General features: G+C 73.1%; 19 protein-coding genes. 9 read left to right on the top strand and 10 right to left on the bottom strand.

Annotation, left to right across the window (positions count from 1 at the left end; translation table 11 throughout):
• The first annotated feature begins 35 nt into the window (after nucleotides 1–35).
• The 3 genes from O7617_RS07750 to purE all read left to right on the top strand — a co-directional run bounded on the left by O7617_RS07750 (nucleotide 36) and on the right by purE (nucleotide 3,881).
• A complete protein-coding gene (locus O7617_RS07750) occupies nucleotides 36–2,090 on the top strand; it encodes a thioredoxin domain-containing protein (RefSeq protein ID WP_282262483.1) in 2,055 nt (684 codons plus the stop codon).
• 100 nt (nucleotides 2,091–2,190) lie between these two features.
• Nucleotides 2,191–3,366, top strand: a complete 1,176-nt coding sequence (locus O7617_RS07745) for a 5-(carboxyamino)imidazole ribonucleotide synthase (RefSeq protein ID WP_282262481.1) — start codon at nucleotides 2,191–2,193, stop codon at nucleotides 3,364–3,366.
• 23 nt (nucleotides 3,367–3,389) lie between these two features.
• The gene (purE, locus tag O7617_RS07740) at nucleotides 3,390–3,881 is read left to right on the top strand and encodes a 5-(carboxyamino)imidazole ribonucleotide mutase (protein ID WP_282262480.1); all 492 of its coding nucleotides are present in this window, start codon (nucleotides 3,390–3,392) and stop codon (nucleotides 3,879–3,881) included.
• A 161-nt stretch (nucleotides 3,882–4,042) separates the two neighbouring features.
• On the opposite strand, the gene O7617_RS07735 is transcribed toward purE, so the two are convergent.
• Both O7617_RS07735 and O7617_RS07730 read right to left on the bottom strand, forming a co-directional pair.
• On the bottom strand, nucleotides 4,043–8,935 hold the full coding sequence (locus O7617_RS07735; protein ID WP_282262479.1) for a permease: 4,893 nt from the start codon (nucleotides 8,933–8,935) through the stop codon (nucleotides 4,043–4,045).
• 148 nt (nucleotides 8,936–9,083) lie between these two features.
• The gene (locus tag O7617_RS07730; RefSeq protein ID WP_282262478.1) at nucleotides 9,084–10,511 is read right to left on the bottom strand and encodes a UDP-glucose/GDP-mannose dehydrogenase family protein; all 1,428 of its coding nucleotides are present in this window, start codon (nucleotides 10,509–10,511) and stop codon (nucleotides 9,084–9,086) included.
• A 256-nt stretch (nucleotides 10,512–10,767) separates the two neighbouring features.
• Between O7617_RS07730 and O7617_RS07725 the strand changes: the two genes are divergently transcribed.
• Entirely contained in the window at nucleotides 10,768–11,937 is a 1,170-nt protein-coding gene (locus O7617_RS07725; RefSeq protein ID WP_282262477.1) for an acyl-CoA dehydrogenase family protein, read from the top strand.
• Nucleotides 11,938–12,093: 156 nt separating this feature from the next.
• Here O7617_RS07725 and O7617_RS07720 read toward each other — a convergent pair whose 3' ends face one another.
• Genes O7617_RS07720 through O7617_RS07700 form a run of 5 tightly spaced genes read right to left on the bottom strand, consistent with a single transcriptional unit; the run spans nucleotide 12,094 to nucleotide 16,259 of the window.
• Nucleotides 12,094–12,708 carry a hypothetical protein gene (locus tag O7617_RS07720; RefSeq protein ID WP_282262476.1) on the bottom strand — a complete coding sequence of 205 codons (615 nt, stop codon included), beginning with the start codon at nucleotides 12,706–12,708 and terminating at the stop codon, nucleotides 12,094–12,096.
• A complete protein-coding gene (locus tag O7617_RS07715; RefSeq protein WP_282262475.1) occupies nucleotides 12,705–14,093 on the bottom strand; it encodes a hypothetical protein in 1,389 nt (462 codons plus the stop codon). The genes O7617_RS07720 and O7617_RS07715 overlap by 4 nt, the downstream gene beginning before the upstream one ends.
• Nucleotides 14,090–14,890: an ABC transporter ATP-binding protein gene (locus O7617_RS07710; RefSeq protein WP_282264668.1), complete on the bottom strand. Its 801-nt coding sequence runs from the start codon at nucleotides 14,888–14,890 to the stop codon at nucleotides 14,090–14,092. Before O7617_RS07710 ends, O7617_RS07715 begins: the two co-directional genes overlap by 4 nt.
• Nucleotides 14,891–14,910: 20 nt before the next feature.
• Nucleotides 14,911–15,708 carry a zf-HC2 domain-containing protein gene (locus O7617_RS07705; protein ID WP_282262474.1) on the bottom strand — a complete coding sequence of 266 codons (798 nt, stop codon included), beginning with the start codon at nucleotides 15,706–15,708 and terminating at the stop codon, nucleotides 14,911–14,913.
• On the bottom strand, nucleotides 15,705–16,259 hold the full coding sequence (locus O7617_RS07700; protein WP_282262473.1) for an RNA polymerase sigma factor: 555 nt from the start codon (nucleotides 16,257–16,259) through the stop codon (nucleotides 15,705–15,707). Before O7617_RS07700 ends, O7617_RS07705 begins: the two co-directional genes overlap by 4 nt.
• A gap of 247 nt (nucleotides 16,260–16,506) precedes the next feature.
• Here O7617_RS07700 and O7617_RS07695 point away from each other — a divergent pair, with 247 nt between their 5' ends.
• The gene (locus O7617_RS07695; RefSeq protein WP_282264667.1) at nucleotides 16,507–17,727 is read left to right on the top strand and encodes a multidrug effflux MFS transporter; all 1,221 of its coding nucleotides are present in this window, start codon (nucleotides 16,507–16,509) and stop codon (nucleotides 17,725–17,727) included.
• A 48-nt stretch (nucleotides 17,728–17,775) separates the two neighbouring features.
• On the opposite strand, the gene O7617_RS07690 is transcribed toward O7617_RS07695, so the two are convergent.
• Nucleotides 17,776–18,447, bottom strand: a complete 672-nt coding sequence (locus tag O7617_RS07690; protein ID WP_282262472.1) for a hypothetical protein — start codon at nucleotides 18,445–18,447, stop codon at nucleotides 17,776–17,778.
• A gap of 23 nt (nucleotides 18,448–18,470) precedes the next feature.
• On the opposite strand from O7617_RS07690, the gene O7617_RS07685 reads away from it, so the two are divergent.
• Together O7617_RS07685 and O7617_RS07680 are read left to right on the top strand one after the other, a co-directional pair.
• Nucleotides 18,471–18,989 (top strand): hotdog domain-containing protein, encoded by a 519-nt coding sequence (locus O7617_RS07685; protein ID WP_088946282.1) that lies wholly within the window; start codon nucleotides 18,471–18,473, stop codon nucleotides 18,987–18,989.
• 142 nt (nucleotides 18,990–19,131) lie between these two features.
• Nucleotides 19,132–21,102, top strand: coding sequence for an acetoacetate--CoA ligase (locus O7617_RS07680; RefSeq protein ID WP_282262471.1), 1,971 nt, complete (start codon nucleotides 19,132–19,134; stop codon nucleotides 21,100–21,102).
• A gap of 572 nt (nucleotides 21,103–21,674) precedes the next feature.
• Here the strand turns inward: O7617_RS07680 and O7617_RS07675 are convergent.
• Nucleotides 21,675–22,364: a TIGR03089 family protein gene (locus tag O7617_RS07675; protein WP_282262470.1), complete on the bottom strand. Its 690-nt coding sequence runs from the start codon at nucleotides 22,362–22,364 to the stop codon at nucleotides 21,675–21,677.
• Nucleotides 22,365–22,518: 154 nt separating this feature from the next.
• Here O7617_RS07675 and O7617_RS07670 point away from each other — a divergent pair, with 154 nt between their 5' ends.
• Complete coding sequence (locus O7617_RS07670) at nucleotides 22,519–23,664, top strand: glycosyltransferase family 1 protein (protein ID WP_282262469.1); 1,146 nt, start codon at nucleotides 22,519–22,521, stop codon at nucleotides 23,662–23,664.
• Between the two features lie 61 nt (nucleotides 23,665–23,725).
• The gene (locus O7617_RS07665) at nucleotides 23,726–24,817 is read left to right on the top strand and encodes a sugar phosphate nucleotidyltransferase (protein ID WP_282262468.1); all 1,092 of its coding nucleotides are present in this window, start codon (nucleotides 23,726–23,728) and stop codon (nucleotides 24,815–24,817) included.
• On the opposite strand, the gene O7617_RS07660 is transcribed toward O7617_RS07665, so the two are convergent.
• Nucleotides 24,786–25,388, bottom strand: coding sequence for an NUDIX domain-containing protein (locus O7617_RS07660; RefSeq protein ID WP_282264666.1), 603 nt, complete (start codon nucleotides 25,386–25,388; stop codon nucleotides 24,786–24,788). The genes O7617_RS07665 and O7617_RS07660 overlap by 32 nt on opposite strands.
• Nucleotides 25,389–25,467 lie beyond the last annotated feature (79 nt).

Genomic DNA, 25,467 nt, shown 5'->3' with positions numbered 1-25,467 from the left:
GGGCACGCCTGGGCGGGGGTGGTTATGGTCGTCGGGTGAACCGACTCGCCGACGCCACAAGCCCGTACCTGCTCCAGCACGCCGACAACCCGGTCGACTGGTGGCAGTGGTCCGACGAGGCGTTCGCCGAGGCGAGACGGCGCGACGTCCCGGTGCTCATCTCGGTCGGTTACGCCGCCTGTCACTGGTGTCACGTGATGGCCCACGAGTCGTTCGAGAACGAGCAGGTCGGGGCCCTGCTGAACGACGACTTCGTGTCGATCAAGGTGGATCGCGAGGAGCGTCCCGACGTGGACGCGATCTACATGACCGCGACCCAGGCGATGACCGGCCAGGGCGGCTGGCCGATGACCGTCTTCGCCACCCCGGACGGCACCCCGTTCTTCTGCGGCACCTACTTCCCGAAGGCCAACTTCGTCCAGTTGCTCCAGTCGGTCACCACCGCCTGGCGGGAGCAGCGCGAGGCGGTACTGCGCCAGGGGTCCGCGGTGGTCGAGGCGATCGGCGGCGCGCAGGCCGTGGGCGGCCCCACCGCGTCGCTGGACGCGTCGCTGCTCGACGCCGCAGCCGGCCAACTGGCCAAGGAGTACGACGCGACGAACGGCGGCTTCGGCGGTGCCCCGAAGTTCCCACCGCACATGAACCTGCTCTTCCTGCTGCGCCACCACCAGCGCACCGGCGACCCGCAGAGCTTGGAGATCTGCCGGCACACCGCCGAGGCGATGGCCCGTGGCGGCATCTACGACCAGCTCGCCGGGGGCTTCGCCCGGTATTCGGTGGACGCGCACTGGACGGTGCCGCACTTCGAGAAGATGCTCTACGACAACGCGCTCCTGCTGCGCCTCTACACCCAGCTGTGGCGGCTCACCGGTGACCCGCTGGCCCGCCGGGTCGCCCGGGACACCGCCCGGTTCCTCGCCGACGAGCTGCACCGACCGGGCGAGGGGTTCGCCTCGGCGCTGGACGCCGACACCGAGGGCGTCGAGGGCCTCACCTACGCCTGGACGCCCGCACAGCTCGTGGAGGCGCTGGGCGAGGAGGACGGTAGGTGGGCCGCCGACCTCTTCACGGTGACGGATGAAGGCACCTTTGAGTACGGCACGAGCGTGCTGCGGCTCGCCCGGGACGTGGACGATGCCGCGCCCGAGGTCCGGGCCCGCTGGCAGCAGGTGGTGGGACGGCTCCTCGCGGCCCGGGACACCCGCCCGCAGCCGGCCCGCGACGACAAGGTGGTGGCCGCCTGGAACGGGCTGGCGATCACCGCTATCGCCGAGTTCCAGCAGGTCGCCGCCCTGTACGCGTCTCCGCAGGACGAGGACGCCAACCTGATGGACGGTGTGACGATCGTCGCCGACGGGGCGATGCGTCAGGCCGCCGAGCACCTGGCCACCGTGCACCTGGTCGACGGGCGGCTGCGCCGGGTCTCCCGGGACGGCACTGTCGGCGAACCGGCCGGTGTGCTGGAGGACTACGGCAACGTGGCCGAGGCCTTCTGCGCGCTGCACCAGCTCACCGGCGAGGGGCGCTGGCTCACACTGGCCGGCGAATTGCTGGACACCGCCCTGGCACGCTTCGCCGCACCCGGCGGTGCCTTCTACGACACCGCCGACGACGCGGAACGGCTGGTCGCCCGACCCGCCGACCCGACCGACAACGCCACCCCGTCCGGCCGGTCCGCGTTGGTCGCCGGGCTGGTCGCGTACTCGGCGCTGACCGGGCAGACCCGCTACCGGGAGGCCGCCGAGGCCGCGCTCGCCACCGTCGCGCCGATCGTCGGGCGGCACGCCCGGTTCACCGGGTACGCGGCCATGGCCGGCGAGGCGTTGCTCTCCGGGCCGTACGAGATCGCCGTGGCGACCGAGGACCCGGAGGGCGACCCCCTGGTGGCCGCGGCCCGTCGCCACGCCCCGCCCGGGGCGGTGGTCGTCGCCGGACGTCCGGACCAGCCGGGTGTGCCACTGCTCGCCGACCGCCCACTGGTCGACGGGCGGTCCGCCGCGTACGTCTGCCGGGGTTTCGTCTGTCAGCGGCCGGTCACCTCGGTCGAGGAACTGGTCGCCGAGCTGCGGGACGCCGGTAGCACCCAGTAGTCGTCGGTGGGCGGGGCCGGTGCTGCCACACGGTGCGCGGCCCGGGGTCACCGGCCCTCCCGGGGAGGCGCGCCGGGGGCCCGGATAGGCTGGCCGCGCTATGGATTCCCGTACCGGTCTGCCTGTTGTCGGCATGGTGGGTGGCGGCCAGTTGGCCCGGATGACCCACCAGGCCGCGATCGCCCTCGGCCAGTCACTGCGTGTGCTCGCCACCGCCCCCGACGACGGCGCGGCGCTGGTCGCCGCCGACGTCCAGTACGGCGACCACACCGACCTGGCCGCCCTGCGCACCTTCGCCAAGGGCTGCGACGTCGTCACCTTCGACCACGAGCATGTGCCCTCCGAGCACATCCGCACGCTGGCGGCGGAAGGGGTGACCCTCTACCCGCCGGCGGACGCGCTGCTGCACGCCCAGGACAAGCAGGTGATGCGGGAGCGCCTCACCGAGCTGGGTGCGCCCAACCCGGCGTGGCGGCCGGTCGGCGAGCCCGCCGACCTGGTCGGCTTCGGCGAGCAGGTCGGGTGGCCGGTGGTGCTCAAGGCGGCGCGTGGCGGCTACGACGGTCGGGGCGTCTGGATGGTCGACGACGCCGCCCAGGCAGCCGAGCTGGCGGCCACGCTGCTGGCCGGTGGCACCCGGCTGATCGTCGAGGAGCGGGTGCCGCTGCGTCGCGAGTTGGCCGTGCAGGTGGCCCGGTCGCCGTTCGGTCAGGTGGCCGCGTACCCGGTGGTCGAGACCGTGCAGCGCGACGGCATCAACGTCGAGGTGCTGGCACCGGCACCGGACCTGGACGAGGAGCTGGCGGTCTCCGCCCAGCAGCTCGCCATCGACCTGGCCACCGCGCTGGGTGTGATCGGCCTGCTGGCGGTGGAGCTGTTCGAGGTGCGTGACGACGCCGGTCGTCCCGCCATCGTCGTCAACGAGCTGGCGATGCGTCCGCACAACTCCGGGCACTGGACCATCGAGGGTGCCCGGACCTCCCAGTTCGAGCAGCACGTGCGGGCGGTGCTGGACTACCCGATGGGCGACACGGCGCTGACCGCGCCGGTGGTGGTGTCGGCGAACGTGCTCGGCGGCGAGCCCGGCGGGATGTCGATCGACGAGCGGCTGCACCACCTCTTCGCCGCCGAGCCGGGCGCCAAGGTGCACCTCTACGGCAAACAGGTGCGACCGGGCCGGAAGATCGGGCACGTCACGGTGCTCGGGGACGACCTGGACGACCTTCGGGCACGGGCGGCACGAGCCGCGCGCTGGTTGCGCGAGGGCCACGAGTGAGCGGGAACGAGGAGAGGGCCGCAGTGAGCACGGTCGGGTTGATCATGGGCAGCGACTCGGACTGGCCGACCATGCGGGCCGCCGCCGAGGTCCTGGACGACTTCGGTGTGTCGTACGAGGTGCGGGTGGTCTCGGCGCACCGGACTCCGGTCGCGATGATCGAGTACGGCCGCGACGCCGCCGACCGTGGCCTCAAGGTGATCATCGCCGGGGCGGGCGGGGCCGCCGCGCTGCCGGGCATGGTGGCCTCGGTGACACCGCTGCCGGTGATCGGTGTGCCGGTGCCGCTGAAGCACCTCGACGGCATGGACTCGCTGCTGTCCATCGTGCAGATGCCGGCCGGAGTCCCGGTCGCCACCGTGTCCATCGGCAACGCCCGCAACGCCGGCCTGCTGGCCGTACGAATCCTCGGCGCAACCGACGAAGGGCTGCGCACCAGGATGGTGGCCTACCAGCGGGATCTGGAGGAGCTGGTAGCCGCCAAGGAAGCCGCCCTCCACGAAACCCTCCGCTGACCCAACGGCCCCGCGAACCACGCCGGCCGACCGCAGCGGGCCCGCGAACCACGCCGGCCGACCGCAGCGGGCCCGCAAACCGTGCCCGCCGACCGCAGCGGGACCGCAAACCGTGCCCGCTCAGCCTGCGTCGTCGCCCACCCGGCCGTGACCCTCCGGTTTCACCTCATGCCGCGCAGCGCGGTCTGCAGGCGCTCCTGGGCGCGGCGGCGGCGTTCGTTGCTCGCCCCGAGCACGAGCAGCAGGATGCCGACCGGGATGAGTGCCAGCCAGGGGCCGAGGCTGACCAGTGCGTGGATGGCCGCGATCGCGGTGACCGACGCGCCGACGATCACCGGGGCCTGCTGCCTGGTGGACGAGCCGAAGATCAGCACCGCGACCGCGCCGAGCAGCAACAGCATCTGCCGTAAGGTGCTGGACTCAGTGGCCAGGACGATCGCCAGGGTCGGGACGAAGGCGGTGACCAGCGCCGGCCCGTACGCCACCCAGCTGCTCAGATCAGGTCGGTGACGCAGTTCGAGCACACCGACGAGGAGCGCCAGCGCGGCGAACGGCAGCGTGTACGCCTCGGGCAGCGCGACGTCGGCGACCCGCATCAGGATCCACCAGGCGGTGATCTCGCAGACCACCACCGCCCAGAACAGGATCCGGCGTTCCACCGGGCGTCGACCGGGCCGGGTCGCCGCCACCCCGAGGACCGCGCCCCAGGCGGCCAGCAGCGCGGCGATGTGTCGGGGCGAGTCGAAGGCGAGAGCCAGCGCGATGAGCGCCGCAGCGTACCCGGTCCATTCCACGGTGGAGGCTTCGCGTTGCGCCTCGGGGCGGCGTAGCCGGGGCAGGGTCGCGGCGAGGACCTGCAGGACCGCCCCGACGGCGAGCACACCGAACGCGGACCAGACCGCGGCCAGCCCGGCGACCAGGCCGAGGGTGAGCACGAAGAGCTGCGCCATGAGTGAGGCGAACAGCCAGCCGAGGATGCGCGCCCGCTGGGTGGCGCCGAACAGCGCCGCCACCGCGCCCACCCCGACCGCGCTGCCGAGCGTGAACAGGGTCATCTGCCGGTCGGCGAGACTGCCGGCGAGTCCGGCGCTGCCGCCGGCCAACCCGATGACGAATACCAGGACCCGGGCCAGTCGCAGCGAGCGGGCCCGTTCGACCAGCGGCGGCGGTGGGGTCAGCGCGAGGCCGAGCATCGCGATGGTGAAGACGGAGAGCGCCGCGACGGTGCTCGCCGGCCATCCGCTGCCCAGCGCGATGGGTGTGATCAACAGCGTGACGGCGGCCCCGGGCAGCACCACCGGCACGGCGCGGGAACGTCGGCCACCACTGAAGCCGGTGGCCGCGAGCGCCGCGGTCGCGGTGAGCAGGAGCGCCGTCAGCACGTGGGTGGGGTCGACCACGTCCGGGGGCGGGGTGAGCAGCTCCGGCGGCGGGCCCTCCCAGATCCGGGTCAGGGTGCGGTGCGGCTCGACCAGGGCGGCGACCAGCGCGGGGGCGATCGAGGCGAGTGCCAGGGCGGTCGGGAGGGCCGCTGCGGCCAGAGCACCGGCGGCGGGGTTGAACCGCCACCGCCGTCGCTCCGGGTCGTCCGGCAGCCGCCGTAGGGCGCCGTCGAGTCGTACCGCCCACCGCCGGACCGGCTGGGCGGCGCCGGTGGGCGGCACGGTGGCCGCTCGGATCAGCTCGGCCAGCACGCCGAGCAGGGCCGCCGCAGCGGCGTAGACGCCCGCGGCGAGGCCGGTGGGGATGGCGGCGAGGGCACTGATGGTGGCCCCGCCGACCACCGCGGCGCTGACCCAGGGCAGATATTGCGGCACCTCGCGGCGGACCGCGGCCACGGCGGCGAGGCCGAGGCTGGACGCGGCGAGCGCCGCGGTCAGCACCACCTGAGCCGAGTGTTGGAACTCGGCGGCCAACGCCGCCACCGCGCCGGGCAGGGCCAGCAGCGCTGCGCCCAGGGCAGCGCCGCCGATCTGCGCCAGGTGCGGTGGCATCCCCTCGGTGTCGATGTCGGTCACCTGCGGACCGGCCAGGACGCGGGCCAGCGTGGCCACCACCACGCCGATGAGCGCGATGCTGCCCAGGGCCAGCGCGGTGGTCCACGGTCGGACCAACCCGGCTCCGGCGGCGTGCAACGCGACCACCCCGGCCACGGTGGCGCGGGACAGCCCGGCGCGGGCCTCCTCGGTGGCGACCGCCGCGATGCCGTACACGGTGGCGACCATCCCGCCGATCAGGACCGGCGACCACCAGGCCAGGTCGAACGCCGCGGGCGCGCCGATCGTGGCGAGCACCGCCGCCGCACCTGACACGTCCCAGCGCCAGGGCGGGGGGAGCAGGATGGCGGCGGCGAGAGCCAACAGTGCCAACGCGACAGGTGCCTGCCAGGTGGAACCACCGACCGGGGCGGCGGGCCAGCCGCTCAGGTCGCCTCTCCAGATCGGGCCGGGGGTGGCGAGCACGCCGAGACCGCCGCGTACCGCCGACCAGCCGGCGAGCACCCCGATGAGCAGACCACCGACGGCGAGGCCGAGGACCGGCCCGCGTCGCCACTCCTCCGGCATGCTGCGGGCACCCACCGCGACGACCAGGACGAGAGCGGCGGCCACCGCCAACTGCCCGCCCGGCGCTAGCACCGCCCCGATCCGGACCAGCGTGGCGACCAGGGCGGTGGTGACCGCGGCGGCGGCCAGGTCCGAGCCGTCGAGGCTGAGGTCGGCGCGCCGCCCGGCGTCGATGGAGGGTGCCAGGAAGAGCAACACCGCCGCGACCAGCAGGAGCGCGCCGACCCAGGCGTCGGCGACGGTGGCGCCGGGCGCGCCGAACGCGGCGGCGGTGACCAGCAGCGCGCCCAACCCGGCGCCGACCGACAGCGGAACGGGGATGCGACGTTGGGAGACCTGCACGACGGCGGCGTACCCGAGGGTCACACAGACGGCCAGGAAGCTGGCGGCCAGGACCGGGACGGTCACCTCCCGCAGGCTGGCCGGGGTGGGGGTCGGATCTTTCGGCATGGTGGCGGTCACGAACGCGGCCACCGCCCCGGGCAGGGCGAACGCGGCACCACCGGCGGCCCAGGCGGTGACCGTGTCGGAGGCGGCCGAGGCGATCCGGATTCGGGGTGCCGACGCGACGAGCGCGCCGGCCACGAACAGGGCGATCAGGACCGCAGCGGTGAGGGTGGGGCGGGCCAGGCTCGCGCCGGCGCCGAAGAGGCCCACCACCGCCGCGCCGACGGCGTGCGCCACGGCGGCGCGGTCGCTGCGGGCGGAGAGCCCGATGACACCGATCCCGATCGCGGTGATCACCATCGGCCACGGTGCCGCCGCCCAGCCGAGACCGAACGAGGCCGGAACGGCGAGCGCGGTGAGCGCCGCGCCGGCGACCGCGAACTCGCGGCGGATCTCCGGGGGCAGAGCCAGCACCGCCGCGATGGTCAGCAGGAACGCGGCGGCCGCGAGCTGCCAGGTGGTCGGACCGACCGCCGCCGCCAACTCGGCCGGGTACCGGCTGAGGTCGGCACCCCAGGCGGGCAACGCCGCCCGAACCGGTGCGACCCCGGCGCGTAGTGCACCTCCGGCGACCACCAGACCGCTGACGGTCAGCGCCACCGCCGAGGCGATCTGCGGGCCACGGCGGGCGGTCTCGGGGACCGCGCGGACCGCCAGCCCGGTCACCGTGATCACCATCGCGATCACCAGCAACGCCTGGCCGGGCAGCGCCACCGAGGCGATTCGGCTGAGCGCACCGATCACGGCGAGGGTGACGATGCCGGCCGCGACGTCGGGCAACGGTGGTCGACGCAGCACCAGCGCACCGGCCAGCCCGACTGCGGCGGCCAGCAGCAGCACCGTTCCGGCACCGGTCGCCGTCGGCACGGTCTGCGCCCGCAGCAGGGCGGTGACCGCGTACGCCAGGGCGCCGGCGACCGCCACCGCGTGCAGCAACCAGGTCAGCTCGCGTAGCCCGGGCACCGGGCGGGCCGGTCGCGGGTCGGGGGAACCCGCACCGGCGTCGACCAGCTCGGCGGCCTCCTCCGGATCACCCTCCGGCCGGCTCTCGGCGCTGCGTTGGCGGGGCGCCGACGAGGTGCCCGGCAGGGGCAGGTCCTGCCGGACGGGGCGTTCCATGACCACGACGGAGCGGACCAGCCAGAGGTCGACCAGGGCGACCAGGGCCAACACCAGTGCCCAACCGCCCGGTCCGGTGATCCGGTCGTACGCGAGCAGCGGCAGCACCGGCTGTGCGGCGAGCACGGTGGCGAAACGGGGCGCGCGCAGACCCGTCCAGCCGGCGTACCCGAACGCGACGCCCGCCGTGAGCGCGAAGATCACGCCACTGAAGAGGGTGGCGGAGACACCGCCGGTGCCGATGCGGTCCACCGCCCAGAGGGCGTTGCCGGCGAGCGGCACCAGGAGGAGGCCGACCGCGGCGATGGTCTCGGCGGTCGAGGTGAGCCCGCGCCGGGCCAGCACCGGAGGGGCGAGCAGCATCAGCACGGTGGCCAGGAGCAGAATGCCCAGCCGGGCCACCGCGTCCATCGAGCTGGTCGCCACCGCGGCGAAGACCACCGCGGCCACGCCGAGCAGCAGCGCGCCCAGCCCGAGCGGGATGTTCTGCACCTCGCGTGACGAGGCCTCCGGCGGGTGCGCCGGGTCGTCCGGGCCGAGCCAGCTCCCCCGGGGAGGTGGCGGCGGGTCCTCCGGGGCGGGTGGGGTGTTCTGCCGGGGCACCCGGGGCGGCGCTCCGGTGGTGGCGGTCGGTGGCCGCCGGCCGGGGCGGCGCCGCAGCACCCGACGGGGCCGGGTGGCCTGCTTGACGCGCTCCTCGCCCGCGTGGGCCAGGATGTCCCGCTGGAAGAGGGCGGCCTGCATCTTGGCGGCGATCTGCCGCTGCTCACGGGCGATGGCGGCGTCGCGCGCCTTCATCTCCGCGATGGAACGTTCGATGTCCGCCAGGTGCTCGACCCACTGTGGCTGGTCAGCCCCACAGTGCGGGCATCGCACGGCCGGCTTGATCTCCCGGCCGCACGAGGAGCATTGAAAGGTCGCCACGACACCCCTCCACCCGCACTGTGGACTCCCACTGTCGCAGCATGCCCAAAGCCGGCGCGGATTTCGACTCTTGTCGGCGGGTCCGGGGCAAACAACGACACCGGCCGGCCCCGAGACGCTCGGTGGCCGGCCGGTGGAGGTCGTCCGGTCAGGGGCGGCCCATGCCCCGGTACTCCCAGCCGGCCTGGGTCCACAGTGCCGAATCGAGGCAGTTGCGGCCGTCGACCACCTTGCGGCCGCTGACCAGTTCACCGAGGGCGACCGGGTCGGCGTTACGGAAGTCGGCCCACTCGGTGAGAACGCAGACCAGGTCGGCGTCGGTGACCGCCTCGTTGATGCCCGTCTCGTAGGTCAGCTCGGGGACCGCGCGGCGGGCGTTGTCGGTGCCCTGCGGGTCGTACACGTGCACGTCGGCCCCGGCCTTGTGCAGCAGCGCGGCGACGGCGAGCGCCGGGGCGTCGCGGACGTCGTCGGTGTTGGGCTTGAAGGTGGCGCCGAGCACGGCGATGCGGGTGCCGGAGAGGTCCGGCCCGGCCGGGCCGGAGCGGCGGCCGAGCAGATCCGCGGCGAGGTTCAGCACCCGGGTACGACGACGCAGGTTGATCAGGTCGACCTCGTGCAGGAAACGCAGCGCCTCACCGGCGCCCAACTCCTGGGCCCGGGCCTGGAACGCCCGGATGTCCTTGGGCAGGCAGGCGCCGCCGAAGCCGAGACCGGCCTGGAGGAACCGGTTGCCGATACGCGGGTCGTAGCCGATCGCGCGGGCCAGTTGGGTGACGTCGCCGCCGGACGCCTCGCAGACCTCGGCCATCGCGTTGATGAAGGAGATCTTGGTGGCCAGGAAGGCGTTCGCGGCGACCTTGACCAGCTCGGCGGTGGCGAAGTCGGTGACCACCAGGGGCACCTCGCGGTCCTCGGTGGCGGCCAGGTCGAACACGCCCTTGTGCGCGGCGTAGAGCATGCCGTTGGCCCACTCGCTCTTCACGCCCACCACGATCCGGTTGGGGCGCAGGACGTCGTCGACGGCGAAGCCCTCCTGGAGGAACTCGGGGCTCCAGGCCACCTCGACGCCGAGGTCGTCGGGAGTGTGCTTGCCGACGAGCTGCTCCACCCACTCGGCCGTGCCCACCGGCACGGTGGACTTGCCGACGATCAGTGCCTTGCGGGTCAGGTGCTGGGCGAGGCCGGTGACGGACGCCTCGACGTACGACAGGTCGGCGCCCATCCCGTCGGCCCGCTGGGGGGTGCCGACGCAGATGAAGTGCACGTCACCGAACTCGGCGGTCTCGGCGATGTCGGTGCTGAAGCGCAGGCGTCCGGCGGCGAGGTTGCGCCGGAGCAGCTCGTCCAGGCCGGGCTCGTGGATCGGCACCTGACCGGCGTTCAACATCGCGATCTTGTCCGCGTCGACGTCGAACCCGAGCACGTCGTAGCCCAGTTCGGCGTAGCAGATGGCGTACGTCGCACCGAGGTAGCCGGTCCCCAGGAACGTCACCCGCGGCCGAGGTGCGCCCGAGGGCGGTGTCACCGCGGCGATGGCGGGGGTCGGCTGGATGGTGGGATAGGGGATCGTCACGCCTGTCTTCTCCGCTCGCACTGGCGTCGCGTCGTCTCGTCGCGTCGCATTCTGCTGCGGCGCCTGGGCGGGGCACCGGAGGGGTGGCTCACTGTCTGGTCTCCATCATCGCCCAGCGGCGTGGGTGCACCCTCATGCCCATGCCTACGCGCCGGTAACATCTCCTGAACTGCAGTCGCTAGTCTTCAGTCTGCGCGGTCGGCGGTCAGGAGTCGTCACAGACTGCGCATGATAGCGGTGAAGGGGAGGGGCCGACATGGCCGCAGGGGAGTCGTTCGACGTCTACCGGTTGCCCGATGAGCATCTGGCGATCCGGGAGGCGGTCCGGGAGGTCTGCACGGCGAAGGTCGCCCCGCACGCCGCCGAGGCCGACGAGACCGGGGAGTTCCCCAAGGCGTCCTACGACGCGCTGCGCGCGGCCGACTTCCACGCTCCCCACATCCCCGAGGAGTACGGCGGCGCGGGCGCTGACGCGCTGGCCACCGCCATCGTGATCGAGGAGGTCGCCCGTGCCTGCGCGTCCTCCTCGCTGATCCCGGCGGTGAACAAGCTCGGCACGATGCCGCTGCTGTTGTCCGGTTCCGAGGAGATCAAGCGCCGCTATCTGACGCCGGTGGCGGCGGGCGAGGCCATGTTCTCGTACTGCCTCTCCGAGCCCGAGGCTGGTAGCGACGCGGCGTCGATGACCACCCGGGCGGTGCGTGACGGGGATCACTGGGTGCTCAACGGGGTGAAGCGTTGGATCACCAACGCCGGGGTGTCCGAGTTCTACACCGTCTTCGCCGTCACCGACCCGTCCGCGCGGTCCCGGGGCATCTCGGCCTTCGTGGTCGAGAAGTCCGACGCCGGGGTGAGCTTCGGCGCGCCGGAGAAGAAGCTCGGCATCAAGGGCTCGCCGACCCGCGAGGTCTACCTCGACAACGTGCGGATCCCGGCCGACCGGATGATCGGCGCCGAGGGCACCGGCTTCGCCACCGCGATGAAGACTCTGGACCACACCCGCGTCACCATCGCCGCCCAGGCCGTCGGGATCGCCCAGGGCGCGCTCGACTACGCCAAGGGGTACGTGACGGAGCGCCGGCAGTTCGGTAAGGCGGTCGCCGAGTTCCAGGGCGTCCAGTTCATGCTCGCCGACATGGGCATGAAGCTGGAGGCGGCCCGCCAGCTCACGTACGCGGCTGCCGGCAAGTCCGAGCGGGGCGACGCGGACCTCACCTACTTCGGCGCGGCGGCCAAGTGCTTCGCCTCGGACGCCGCCATGGAGATCACCACCGACGCGGTGCAGCTGCTCGGTGGCTACGGCTACACCCGGGACTACCCGGTCGAGCGGATGATGCGGGACGCCAAGATCACGCAGATCTACGAGGGCACCAACCAGGTGCAGCGGATCGTGATGGCCCGGCAGTTGCTGGCCGGAGTCGTCTAGGGCGTTCCCCGCGCCCAGGTGCCCCGCCCCGCCCAAGATCCGAGCAACCTCTCGGATGTTGCTGCCTCGGCAACGCTGGAGGCAGCGATATCCCTGCTGTTGCGCGGATCTCGGGGCGAGCATGCGGCGCGGGCGGCCGCTACGTGCGGTGTTCCGTCACCGGTCGGAGGTCGTCTCGGCAGCGGGTCGTAGCGGGCCGCCACGCAGCGCGTACGCCAGCAGACCGGTCACCGCCAGCACGGTGGCGCAGACGGTGGCGGACGTGGTGCCGGCGGGCTGGACCAGCCAGCTGGCGACCTGCACCCGTACGTCCCCGCTGGGCCCCAGCAACGGCAGGACCGCGACGAGGGTCCAGACGAGCGGGGCGATCCAGGACGAGGCGGCCCCGAACAGGGCGGTGCCGAGCGCGGTCAGCCCGAACAGACCGGCGGTGTTGCGCAGCATGAGGGCCAGTGGTTCGTAGCGCGCGTCGGTGAGTGTGCTGAGCGACAGTAGGGCGGTGATCACGGCGGGGGCGAGGAGCAGGTGCCCGGCTCGCCGCAGCGGCCAGTTGACCGACGCGGTGCGGTCGAGGGCGTCGTCGGCGCCGTTGAGGGTGGCCCCGAGCGCGACCACCGCCAGCATGATGGTGAGGCTGGCCGTACGCGCGTTGATCGTCGTCGAGGTCGTGTAGGTCGACGACAGCACCCACGCCAGCACGATCACCGCGGTGGCGACGCCCAGGGCGAGTGGCACCCGACGGGAGCGCAGGTAGAGCTGAAGCCATCTCACGGCTTGTCCTCGGGCAGGAGCGCCAGCAGGGCGTCGGTCCGGCAGTCCAGGGCCGCCTCGCGTGCCGCTGCCATCCGTTGCCGCTGCTCGGCCTGCGGCAGGCTCACCAGCGCCTGGTAGGCGCGCTGCGCCCGTTCGGCGTCCGCGCGATCCCACCAGGACTCCAGGGACGGTGGTCGGTCGGTCAGCCAGGCGGCGGCGAGCATCCGGGCGAGGGGCTCGTCGTCCTCCGACCCTTCGCCGCACTCCTGCTCCCAGACGGCCCGCAGCAGCGACGGCACGAAGTAACCGTCGGACAGGTCGGCACCTCCGCTGCGGTTGATCGTCGGGGTCTCGAAGACGAGGGTGTCGCCGGGGTGCCGGGGCGGTGACAGGTCGGGTTCGAGTTGCGCCCAGTAGGCGACCTGTCGGGTCTCCACCGCCCGGACCGGGGCGTCGGGTAGCTTCGCCGCGATCACTGCCAGGGCCTCCCGGGCCGGGCCGACGATGTCGGGCAGCACCCCGGCGTGTGCGCGGGTCACGCAGACCTGCGGGCCGTCGTTGGCGCAGACCAGCTCGACGGCGACCGGGTCGGCGACGACCGCGCCGCGGGTTCCGCCCACCGGCAGCAGCGGCACGGTGACCGCGGCGCCGAGCACCGCGGGGAGCACTGCCAACGCGACGGCCCGACGCCGGACCGCGCCCAGGAGCAGCAGCCCGGTGGCGGCGAGGGACACCAGCCACACCATCTGGAGCAGGCTGACCCGGTTGGTGACGGTCTGGAAGTCGTCCACGCCGCCGGTGAAGACCGGAACGAGCAGCACCGCCGACGGTTCCGGCCGGAACCTGGCGAGAGTGGACGCGGCGTCGGCCATCATGACCCACTCCGGGACCAGGCCCACCAGGACGAAGCCGAGCACGGCGACGAGGGGGGCGGTGACCAGGCGGGGCACGGCCCGACCGGCGGCCATGCCCAGCCAGGCCGCGGCGATCAAGGCCGGCACGCCGACGGCGAACACGACGATCGTGTTGGCCGGGAAGTAGCCCGACGTCCGCACCACCCATCCGGCCGCGACGAGGAACATCAGGAGGTACGCGGTCACCACCGCGACGGCGAGCGCGCCGGCGGTCGGACCGACGCGCTGCCACCGTGGCCGGACGGTGCTGGCGAACAACTCGCCGACCCGGCAACGGGCGTCCCGGCGACCCAGCAACGCTCCGCCGGCCAGCGCCAGGGGCAGCAGCACCATCAGCATCATCCGGGCGGTGATCGCCAGTTGCATCCACCGCCCCGCGTAGAACTCGGTGGACGTGAGCACCAGCGCCGCGCCGATGACCAGCGACAGGAGGGCGACACCGAGAGCCGCCGACCGGCGGAGTTCGATGCGGAGGATTCGTCCGGTCACGCCGACACCCGGCCACGGTAGGCGCGCAGCACCGACGAGTAGCCGCGCTCGGTGGCGCTGTCACCGGCGTCGTCGGCGCCGCCCTGCTCGGCCAGCTCACCGGTGCTGCCCTGCCACACCAACCGGCCCTCGCTGACCAGCACCACGTCGGTGCAGGCCACCGCCACGTCCTCGACCAGGTGGGTGGAGACGAGCACGCAGCTGTCCAGGCCGATCTCGCGCAGCAGCTCACGGAAGTCGAGACGCTGCTCCGGGTCCAGGCCGACGGTCGGCTCGTCGAGCAGCAGCACCTGCGGGTCGTTGACGATCGCCTGGGCGATGCCGGCGCGGCGCAGCATCCCGCCGGACAGCGTCTTCATCCGGAAGTCGGCGCGATCCGCCAGCCCGACCCGTTCGATGGCCCGTTGCACCGCACCGGGGATGACCGATTTCGGCATCTCCTTGAGCCAGGCCAGGTACTCGACGAACTCCCGGACCGTGAAACGCGGGTAGAAACCGAAGTGCTGCGGCAGGTAGCCCAGGCCACGTCGTACCCGGCGCAGGTCCGCCCCGGCGGTGACCTCCGCGCCCAGCAGGGTGAGCCGACCAGCGGCCGGCTTCACCACGGTGGCCAGGGCCCGCATCAACGTCGTCTTGCCGGCGCCGTTGGGGCCGAGCAGCCCGTGCACGCCGATGCCCAACGACAGGTCCAGACCGTTGACCGCCAGGTGTCGACCGGCCTTGACCTGCAACGTCTCGGCGTGCACCGCCCACGGGTACGTCGACGGCGCGGTCTCCGCCACGCTGACCGTACGCATCATCATCTCTCCGTATCTCGTCATCGGAAGGTGCTGGTGGGTAACTGCGACCGCCATCGGGCCTGGACGAGGACCACGGCCAGCAACAGCACTGTGGCGAGCGTCCAACCGGTCGGACTGCCGCCCGCGAGGACGGCCGGGAGTCGCCCGCCGACCAGGCTCGGCGCCACCACGCCCGCGGACCAGGTCAGCGCCAGGATGAGCGCGGCGCGGTCGATCCCCACCACCGTGCCGAGCGCCAACGCCCCGGCGGTGAAGCCCAGCGCCGGCAGCAACCAGAGGCCGGGGGAGTGCCCGGTGCCCCAACCGGCGACCGCCAGGACCGGCAGGACCGCGACCAGCACCCCCAACGTGCGGCGCATGAGCAGCGGCAGGCCGGTACGGGGGGTGGTGGCCGCCAACTCCCAGGCCGGGTCGACTCGTCGACTCCACACGGCGGCCACCGGTAGCAGTGGCGCGACCGGAGCGACCAGCAGCACCAGCGACGGCAGGCTGGCGAAGGTCTTCTCGAACAGGACCGCGGCGAGCATCAGCCCGGCGGCGGTGGCGAGCCAGGGCAGCATCCGAGCGGCGACCCCGGTACGTGGTAACCGTCGCCGACGCACCGGTCCGGGGCCGCCGGCGATCCCGGCGGCGACCGCGCCGGCCACCCGGTCCAGCAGTTCACGCGTGCCGGGGTCGACCGCGTCGGCCAGTAGCCCCCGGCAGTCGGCGCAGGTCTCCAGGTGCGCCTCCACCGCCCAGATGGTCGCGTCGTCGACGCCGACACCGCCCGAGGCGTAGTGGGAGATGAGAGCGGGTGTGGGGTGAGTGGTCATGACAGCGCCTCCCGGAGTGCGATTCGGGCCCGTCGCGCACGGGTCTTCACGGTGCCCTCGGGCATGCCGAGCAGCAGCGACGTCTCCCGGGCGGTCAGACCGTCGAGGACCATCGCGCGGAGCACCTGTCGTAACTCCGGAGGTAGCGCGTGCAGGGCCTTTTCGAGGTTCGCGTCCATCCCCCCGGCCAACGCCTCCTCCTCGGCGGCCGGGGCCACCGTCTCGAAGGTCTGCACCGCCGGGATCCGCTCGCGCCGAGCCCGGTGGCGGAACGCGTCGACCAGCCGGTGGGCGGCGATCGTCCACAACCAGCCCACCGCGCTGCCGGAGGTGGAGGACGACCGCGCCTGGCTTCCGGCCGACCGCCACACCGCCAGGTACGTCTCCTGCAACACCTCGGCCACCACGTCCTCGTCGGCGCAGCGCCGCCGCAGGCGCGCGGTCAACCAGGGGGCGGTACGCCGGTACAGCGCGTCGAACGCGCTCCGGTCGCCCCGAGCGACTCGGCGGAGCAGTTCGCCCTCGTCGAGCCCGTCCAGACTTCGTCTCACGAAAGGCAAGACGACGCGTACCCCTGCTTGGGTTCTCTCTGGAGCGTGACCGCCGTCACACCCGGCATCGGTGACTCTCCACACACCGGGAACGCCGCACGCCCTCCGCGCGTTCACCTCCACCACGACCCCCGCTCGTCACATCCGCAGAGAGAACGAGACGATGAAGCAGTCCGTGGAAGAGACCGGAGCGGGCACCCGCACGGCAGATCCGACGACCACCGCGAGCGTCCTGCCCGGCGATCTGATGACCAACCGTCAGCGGGCGCAACTCGTCCTCGTCCTGGGTGCGTTGATCGCGATCGGGCCGCTGACCATCGACATGTACCTGCCCGCGCTCCCCGCCATCACGGCGGGTCTTGAGACCACCGAGACCGCTGTGCAGTTGACGCTCACCGGCACGCTCGTCGGCCTCGCCCTGGGCCAGTTGCTGATCGGCCCGCTCTCCGATGTGGTCGGACGGCGCACTCCGCTGCTGGCCGGGTTGGCCGCGCACATCGTGGCCTCCGTGCTGTGCGTCTTCGCGCCCAACATCGCGGTGCTCGGCACGCTGCGGGTCCTCCAGGGGCTCGGTGTCGCGGCCGCCACCGTGGTCGCCACCGCGGTCGTCCGCGACCTGTTCAGCGGGGCCTCCTTCGCGCGGATCTTCTCGCGGTTGATGCTCGTCATGGGTCTGGCGCCCATCCTCGCGCCGACCCTCGGCAGCGGCCTGCTGCGCTGGACCGACTGGCGGGGCGTCTTCGCCGCCCTGGCGGTGCTGGGCGTGCTGCTGATCGTCGTGGCCGCACTCCGGCTCCAGGAGACCCTTCCGGTGGCGCGTCGACGGCACGGAGGGGTGGCTGCCACCCTGCGCGACTACCGGGGACTCTTCAACGACCGGGCGTTCGTCGGGCTGGTGCTGGTCGCCGGGCTGGCGATGGCCGCCCTGTTCGCGTACGTCTCCGGGTCGTCGTTCGTCCTCCAGCGGGAGTACGGCCTCGACGAGCAGGAGTTCGGTGTGGCCTTCGGGGCCGGTGCGGTGGGTCTGATCGCGGCCACCCAGTTCAACGTGCGGCTGCTGCGTCGCTACACCCCGCAGCAGATCCTGGTCAGCGCCCTGATCGCCGGCACGGCGGCCGGGCTGTTGCTGATCCTGTTCGCGGCCACCGGCTTCGGCGGTCTGGGCACCCTGCTCGCCGCGCTGTGGCTCGTGCTGGCCGCCGCCGGGCTTGCCCTGCCGAACGCCCCGGCGCTGGCGATGAGCCGGCACAGCGAGGCCGCGGGCACCGCCGCGGCGCTGCTCGGCGCTGTGCAGTTCGGCATCGGTGCGTTGTCCGCGCCGCTGGCGGGTCTGTTCGGCACCGGAAGCGTGCCGATGGCGATCGTCATCGCGGGCGGGATGGCCGCCTCGCTGGCCGTCATGCTCGTCGTGGTTCCCCGGGCCGGTCTCGGCACCGTCGACCCGGACCTCGCGGTCGCGGCGCACTAGCCGGGCGAGACAGCGGGCGGGCCGGGTGAACCCGACCCGCCCGACGGTTCAGCGGATCTCGGTGGTGTCCTCGGGGCGCGTCTGGCCGCGCGGTGGTGCCGACCAGGGCGACTCGCCGCCGACCCGGCGCGGCAGCGGCTCGGTCGGCGTCGGATCGGCCGGGTAACCCAGAGTGAGGGGCGGGGTGTCCCGCTCCGCCGGCGTGGCCGGCGGCCAGTCGGTGAGCGTGAAGTCGTCGTTGCGGGGGCCTCCGTCCGGCGCGGGGGCCGGCGTCGCGGCCGGCTCGGTCGCCGGGCTGGGCCACTGCCGCCACCGCTGCATGCTGAACGTCGCCATCAGCAGCAGCAGACCGATCAGGAAGAGCGTGCCGTTCTCCACCGGCAGCCGCAGCGGCAGCGGATCGCCGAACACCTTCCACTCGTGCGGGATCGCGTCCCGCACCGTGAACGGCGCCACGAACATCCCGATGTACGGGGTGACCAGCAGCAATCCGGCCACCAGCGGGCCCAGCGGTGAGAAACGCAGCGTGCCGAGCAGGCCCAGCAGGACACCGCCGACACCGAGGTACACGGCCGGCTCGATCAGGTTGGCGGTGTTGAACGTGCCGATCTCCACCCAGCGGTCGACCGTCCGGCTCGACCCGTCCTGCCCGAGTGTGACCAGCACCCAGGTGATGGGCGCCACCACCAGCCCGGCGAGGAAGCTCCAGAGATGTCGCATCCGCGCACCGTACCGTTTTCGACATGACTGAGCACCTCTCCGCCGCTCCGATCGGCAAGCCGACGTCGTACTCGCGGGTCACGCTAAGCAAGATCATGACCGCGGTGGACGTGAACCTGTACGGCACCGTGCACGGCGGGGTCCTGATGAAGTTCGTCGACGACGTGGCGGGTGCCGCCGCGGCCCGGCACAGTGGCGGCACGGCGGTCACCGCGGCGATCGACGAGATCGTCTTCTCCGAGGCGGTCCGGGTCGGTGACCTGGTGCACGCGCACGCGCAGGTCAACTGGACCGGCCAGACCTCGATGGAGGTCGGCGTGCGGGTGGTGGCCGAACGGTGGGACTCGGCCGAGGACGCCGCGGTCCGGGTGGCCACCGCGTACCTGGTCTTCGTCGGGGTGGACGTCGGCGGGGCGCCGCGGGTGGTCCGCCCGGTGCTGCCGGAGACGGCGGAGGACGAGCGCCGGTACAAGGAGGCGGAGATCCGCCGGGCGCACCGCCTCGCCCGCCGCCGCGCCATCCAGGCCCATCGCGCCGGCTGACCCACACAGGTCGGCCGGGTGGAGTGTGGGACGGGCACGCGTCGGTCGGCGTACCCGCTGCGCAGAATGGCGCTTCGAGGTAGGGCAAGATGGCGCCACGGCCCAAACACAGTGTCGTGCCGGGCCAGGGGAGGGTGGACCAGTGGGTGACATGCTGTGGGCGCCGCCGACGGACGTACGCGAGCGGTCCCGGATCGGCGACTACCTGCGCTGGCTGCGGGAGCACCGGGGGCTGGACTTCGCCGACTACGACGCGCTGTGGCGCTGGTCCACCACCGACCTGGACGGGTTCTGGCGCTCCATCTGGGACCACTTCGAGGTGATCGCGCACACCCCGCCCACCGCCACGCTCGCCGAGCGGAGCATGCCCGGGGCCCGCTGGTTCCCCGGGGCCACGCTCAACTACGCGGAGAACGTGCTGCGGATGCCGGGGCGTGCCGACGACGACCCGGTGGTGATCGCGCACGGGCAGACCCGACCGCCGGTCACGCTGACCGCCGGAGAGTTGCGTGAGCAGGTCCGCCGGGTGTCGGCCGGGCTGCGTCGCCTCGGCGTCACCGCCGGTGACCGGGTGGCGGCGTACGCCCCCAACATCGGTGAGACGTACGTCCTCCTGCTGGCCGCCGCCAGCCTGGGCGCGGTCTTCTCGTCCTGCGCGCCCGAGTTCGGCACCCGCAGTGTCACCGACCGGTGGCAGCAGATCGAGCCGACGGTGCTCGTCGCCGTGGACGGCTACCGCTACGGCGACAAGCCGGTGGACCGCCGCGCCGAGGTGGCCGCGATCCGGGCCGCCCTGCCGTCGCTGCGGCACACCGTGAGCATCTCCTACCTCGACCGGCAGGGCACACCGCCGGACGGGGCGCTGGGCTGGGCCGAGCTGGCCGCGCCGACCGACGAGCCGTTGACGTTCACGCCGGTGCCGTTCGACCACCCGCTCTACGTCCTCTACTCCTCGGGCACCACCGGGCTGCCCAAGCCGATCGTGCACGGCCACGGTGGCATCCTGCTGGAACACCTGAAGATGCTCGCCCTGCACCACGACCTGGGCCCGGCGGACCGGTTCTTCTGGTTCACCACCACCGGCTGGATGATGTGGAACTTCCTGGTCTCCGGCCCGGCGGTGGGCGCGACCATCGTGCTCTTCGACGGCAACCCGGGTCACCCCGACCTCGGCGGGCTGTGGCGGTTGGCGGCGGAGACCGGCACCACGTACTTCGGCACCTCGGCACCGTTCCTGTTGGCCTGCCGCAAGGCCGGGTTGGTCCCCCGGGAGATCGCCGACCTGTCCGCGCTGCGCGGGGTGGGTTCCACCGGTGCGCCGTTGCCCGCCGAGGGCTTCCGCTGGGTGTACGAGACCGTCGGCGACCACCTTCAACTCCAGTCGCTCTCCGGCGGCACCGACGTGTGCACCGGCTTCGTCGGTGGGGTGCCGTTGCTGCCGGTGTACGCCGGTGAGATCGCCTGCCGTGCCCTGGGCGCCAAGGTGGAGGCCCGCTCCGCCGACGGCACCCCGGTCATCGGCGAGTTGGGCGAGTTGGTGATCACCGAGCCGATGCCGAGCATGCCGGTGGGCTTCTGGAACGACCCGGACGGCGTCCGTTACGCCGAGGCGTACTTCGACGTCTACCCGGGCGTGTGGCGGCACGGGGACTGGATCACCATCAACGAGCGGGGCGGCTGCGTGATCACCGGACGCTCCGACGCCACCCTGAACCGGGGCGGGGTGCGGCTGGGCACCGCCGAGTTCTACTCCGTGGTCGAGGGGCTGGACGAGGTGCTCGACTCCGTCGTCGTGCACCTGGAGGACGACGAGGGCGGCGCCGGCGAGCTACTGCTCTTCGTGGTGCTCGCCGACGGCCTGACGTTGGACGACCCGATGCGCGCGGCGATCTGCCGCGAACTGCGCTCCGCGCTCTCGCCCCGACACGTGCCCGACGAGATCCACCAGGTGCGTTCGGTGCCCCGCACCCTGTCGGCGAAGAAGCTGGAGGTGCCGGTCAAGAAGATCCTCACCGGCACCCCGGTCGACCAGGCGGCCGCCAAGGGCGCACTGGCCAACCCGGAGTCCCTGACCGCGTTCGCCACCTTCGCCCAGTCGAGAACCCCCGCCTAGGGCGGCTGCCCCCGGCCCCCGGCCCCCGGCCCCGTCCCCCGTCCCCGGCCCCGTCCCCGGCCCCGGCCCCGTCCCCGGCCCCCGGCCCTGGCCCCCGGCCCCGGCCCTGGCCCCCGGCCCCGGCCCTGGCCCCCGGCCCCGGCCCCCGGCCCTTGCCCCCGGCCCCTGGCCCCCGTCCCTGTCCCCGGCCCCGGCCCTTGCCCGAGGCCCCTGGCCCCCGTCCCCGTCCCCGGCCCTTGCCCCCGTCCCCGGCCCGCACAGCCGTCGGGGCGCGCCGGTAGATGATCCACTCCACATCGGCGACCTTGGGGTATCCGGGCCACGGGATACCGCCAGATCGCCGACATGGAGTGGATCTTGCCGTAAGCCCCGCCGCCCTATTGGTCGATGATGGGGTGTGGTGTTCACAAAAGGGGCGTAGTCGCAGGAGTCCCTCACCACAACTCCATGATCGACGGGGCTGAGGGCGGGGCTGAGGGCGGGGCTGAACGCTGGGGCTCGGGCGGGGCTGAGGGCTGGGGCTCGGGCGGGGCTGGGCTGGGGGCTGGGGGCTGGGGGCGGGTGGGGTGGGGTTACGGGAGGGGGTGGGTGATCTTTTCCGTGGTTACTCGGGTGGTCAGGCGGGCTGGGTCCGGGTTGGCGCAGAGGACCACTGTGGCGGCCCGGGTCAGCGGGGCCAGCAGCCAGTCGATCGGGTCCGGGTAGCGGGTGGCGTCGACCAGGACCCGTGCCCCACGCTCGATGCCCAGCTCGTCGGCGCGGGCCCCGGCCCGGGTCAGCAGGCGCGCGTCGGCGGGGCCCGGACCAGGCTGCGGCGTGAAGTGGTCGCCGTGTCCGCGTACCTCTACGACGTAGTCGGCGAACCCGGGCGGCACCTGCCGCAGCGGGGCGGCGAGCGGGGCCAACCCGAGGGCGTACCGCTCGTCGGCCGCCCACGACTGTGCCTCGTCGAGCTGGTCGACGGCGGCGAAGAGCACGTCCACGTCTCCCGGCGTGTCGACGACGTTCAGCTTGGCCGACCAACAGCCCAGCAGCACCGCCGCGGCCTGCCAGTGCGGCGGCAACAACACGCCGACCGGGGCGGCCGGGGCGAGGCCGACCTCGTCGACGAGAAGATTGGCGGTCTTCGCCACCCAGTTCGCCAGGGTGGCGCCGGAAAGTTCGGTGCGGTCCCCGCTGGCATCGTCGTACCAGGTGAGCAACGGTCTGGTCGGGTCGGTAGCGATCGCGTCGGCGAAGACCCGGGCAATGTTGTCGGCCATCGGCGCGAACGATACGCCCCTGCCGCCCGTACTCGATGACGATGACAAGTCGGCGTACCGTCGGGTCGCAGTCAGCGCCGCCCCCGCGCTCCGGCGTAGGCTTGGCCCCCGGAGTGTTTTTCCCCACAGACCCGCCAGTGCAAGGAGTCGCCCCGTGACCGCCGGTCGCCCGCCCCGCGTGCTCATCGACGCCACGAGTGTCCCCGCCGACCGTGGTGGTGTCGGTCGCTACGTCGACGGTCTGCTCGGTGCCCTCGGCAAGGTGTGCGGGTCGGGGGTGGAGCTGGCGGTGGTCAGCCTCCGCACCGACCTCGAGCGCTACACCCGGATGCTGCCCGGCGCGGAGATCATCCCGGCCCCGGCCGCCGTGGCCCACCGTCCGGCCCGGCTCGCCTGGGAGCAGACCGGCCTGCCCCTGCTCGCCCAGCAGGTCGGCGCACAGGTGCTGCATTCGCCCTTCTACACCTGCCCGCTGCGGGCCGGCTGTCCGGTGACCGTCACCGTGCACGACGCGACGTTCTTCACCGAGCCGGAGCACTACGACAAGTCCCGCCGCACGTTCTTCCGCAGCGCCATCAAGACCTCGCTGCGCCGCGCCGACCGGGTGATCGTGCCCAGCAAGGCCACCCGGGACGAGCTGATCCGGCTGCTCGACGCCGACCCGACGCGGATCGACGTGGCCTACCACGGTGTCGACCAGGCGGCCTTCCACGCTCCCACCGAGGAGGAGAAGGCCCGCGTCCGCGCCCGGCTGGGGCTCGGCAACAGCAGCTACGTCGCGTTCCTCGGGGCCAAGGAGCCGCGCAAGAACGTACCCAATCTGATCCGTGGTTGGGCGCGGGCGGTGGCCGACCGGTCCGACCCGCCGGCCCTGGTGATCGCCGGTGGGCAGGGGCACGACGACGACATCGACCGGGCCGTCGCCGAGGTCCCGTCGCACCTGCGTCTGCTGCGTCCCGGCTACCTGCGCTACGGGGACCTGCCGGGCTTCCTCGGTGGTGCGCTGGTCGCCGCCTACCCCTCCTACGGCGAGGGGTTCGGTCTGCCGATCCTGGAGGCGATGGCGTGCGCCGCCCCGGTGCTGACGACGCCGCGGCTGTCACTGCCGGAGGTGGGTGGCGACGCCGTCGCGTACACCTCTGAGGACCCGGACCAGATCGCCACCGACCTGGCCGCCCTCTTGGACGACGAGCAACGACGGTTGTCACTGGCGAAGGCGGGTTTCGACCGGGCGAAGGAGTTCACCTGGGGGTCCAGCGCCGAGGTGCACATCGCCGCCTGGAGTCGGGCTCGTTCCTGACCCTCCGGCCCGGGTGGTGACCCGTGCCACTTCGTGCAGGTTCGTCGGGCATGATGTGCGGATGCTTTATGCGGTCATCCCGGCAGGTGGCAGCGGTACGCGGCTGTGGCCGTTGTCCCGCGCCGGCCACCCCAAGTTCCTCCATCCGCTGACCGGCACCAGCGCCTCGCTGCTGCAGGCGACCGTGGAGCGGCTCGCGCCGCTGACCACACCGGATCGGACCCTTGTGGTCACCGGTGCCGCGCACGTCGCGGCGGTGGCCCGGCAGCTGACCGGTCTGCCCGAGGAGAACATCCTGGTCGAGCCCTCGCCTCGGGACTCCTGCGCGGCCATCGCGCTGGCGGCGGCGGTCATCGCGGTGCGCGACCCGAACGCGGTGATGGGCAGCTTCGCGGCCGACCACCTGATCCGCGACCCGGACAGCTGGGTTCGCACGGTCCAGGAGGCCGTCCGCGGGGCCGAGCAGGGCATGCTGATGACCGTCGGCATCACCCCGACCCGACCGGAGACCGGCTACGGCTACCTGGAGACCGGCGAGGAGACCGACGGTTCGCCGTGGCGGCCGGTGGCTGAGTTCAAGGAGAAGCCGGCCGCCGAGGTCGCCGAGGCGTACGTCCGTTCGGGCCGGCACCTGTGGAACGCGAGCATGTTCGTGTGGCGGGTGGACGTCTTCCTCGCCGAGTTGGCCCGCCAGCAGCCGGCGTTGCACGCGGGGGTCGCCGCGATCGCCGCCGCCTGGGGCACCCCCGAGCAGGACGAGGTCCTCGGCGCGATCTGGCCGACCCTGCCGAAGATCTCGGTGGACTACGCCGTGATGGAGGGCGCCGCCACCGCCGGTCGGGTCGCGACCGTGCCGGGTGACTTCGGCTGGAACGACGTCGGCGACTTCCACACCCTCGGCGACGTGCTGCCGAGCGACGATGCGGGCAACGTGGTGCTCGGCACCGACGCGAAGCCGGGTGTGCTGCTGCGCGACAGCGCCAACCTGGTGGTCGTGCCGCAGTCGGGGCGGTTGGTGGCCGTCCTCGGGGTGCGTGACCTGATCGTGGTGGACACGTCGGACGCGGTGCTGGTCTGCCCGCGCGACCGGGCGCAGGACGTCAAAGCCCTGGTCGACGAGCTCAAGGAGCGAGGCGAAGAGGGCTACGTCTGAGGGCGGCGAGGGCCGGCGCGACCAGTTGCACGGTCCCGCCGGCCAGCGGCTCGGGCAGGTGGTCCGGCGGGAACCAGCCCAACTCCTCGGCCTCGTCGCTGACCTGCTCCACCGCACCGGGCGGGGCGAGTACGGCGAACCGGACGTCGTGGTGCAGGGAGCCGCCCTGGCACTGCACCGGGTGCACGTCCACGTCGATCGGCACCGGGTCGATGCGGAGGCCGGCGATCCCGGACTCCTCGGTGGCCTCCCGGAGGGCGGCGGCCACCAGCGTCTGGTCGACCGGCTCGCAGTGCCCGCCGAGTTGCACCCAACGCCCGAACTTGCCGTGCAGGCAGAGCAGCACACGCGAGCCGGTGGCGTCGAGGACCAGGGCGCTGGCGGTGACGTGCCCGGGACGGTGCTGCCTGCTCATCGCGACCGGGCCGGCGTCGAGCAGGCGGAGGGTGCGGTCCCGTGCGCGGGCCGCGTCCGGGCTGGTGGGCTGCCAGCCGTCGAGCAGCGCGGTGGCGTCGGCGTGCAATGTGGCGTACGTCGCGGCATCGGCCGGGTGGACGGTCGGTCCGGGGATCGCGGTGTCGGGCACCCCGACACTGTACGAGGGTGTGCTCCGTAGGCCGGCTCGGTGACGCGGCGACTCGTCGAATTCG

Source organism: Micromonospora sp. WMMD1155, assembly GCF_029581275.1.
Taxonomy (GTDB): Bacteria; Actinomycetota; Actinomycetes; order Mycobacteriales; family Micromonosporaceae; genus Micromonospora.
Note: the sequence above shows the minus strand (reverse complement) of the source record. Positions and strands in the feature narration are given on the sequence as shown.

What these genes read in the sequence shown, in the direction of transcription:
- O7617_RS07725 (WP_282262477.1), top strand. Translation starts at nt 10,768, where the DNA reads ATGGCCGCAGGGGAGTCGTTCGACGTCTACCGGTTGCCCGATGAGCAT.
- O7617_RS07690 (WP_282262472.1), bottom strand. Translation starts at nt 18,447, where the DNA reads ATGCGACATCTCTGGAGCTTCCTCGCCGGGCTGGTGGTGGCGCCCATC.
- O7617_RS07675 (WP_282262470.1), bottom strand. Translation starts at nt 22,364, where the DNA reads ATGGCCGACAACATTGCCCGGGTCTTCGCCGACGCGATCGCTACCGAC.
- O7617_RS07705 (WP_282262474.1), bottom strand. Translation starts at nt 15,708, where the DNA reads ATGACCACTCACCCCACACCCGCTCTCATCTCCCACTACGCCTCGGGC.
- O7617_RS07745 (WP_282262481.1), top strand. Translation starts at nt 2,191, where the DNA reads ATGGATTCCCGTACCGGTCTGCCTGTTGTCGGCATGGTGGGTGGCGGC.
- O7617_RS07685 (WP_088946282.1), top strand. Translation starts at nt 18,471, where the DNA reads ATGACTGAGCACCTCTCCGCCGCTCCGATCGGCAAGCCGACGTCGTAC.
- O7617_RS07695 (WP_282264667.1), top strand. Translation starts at nt 16,507, where the DNA reads ATGACCAACCGTCAGCGGGCGCAACTCGTCCTCGTCCTGGGTGCGTTG.
- O7617_RS07665 (WP_282262468.1), top strand. Translation starts at nt 23,726, where the DNA reads ATGCTTTATGCGGTCATCCCGGCAGGTGGCAGCGGTACGCGGCTGTGG.
- O7617_RS07710 (WP_282264668.1), bottom strand. Translation starts at nt 14,890, where the DNA reads ATGCGTACGGTCAGCGTGGCGGAGACCGCGCCGTCGACGTACCCGTGG.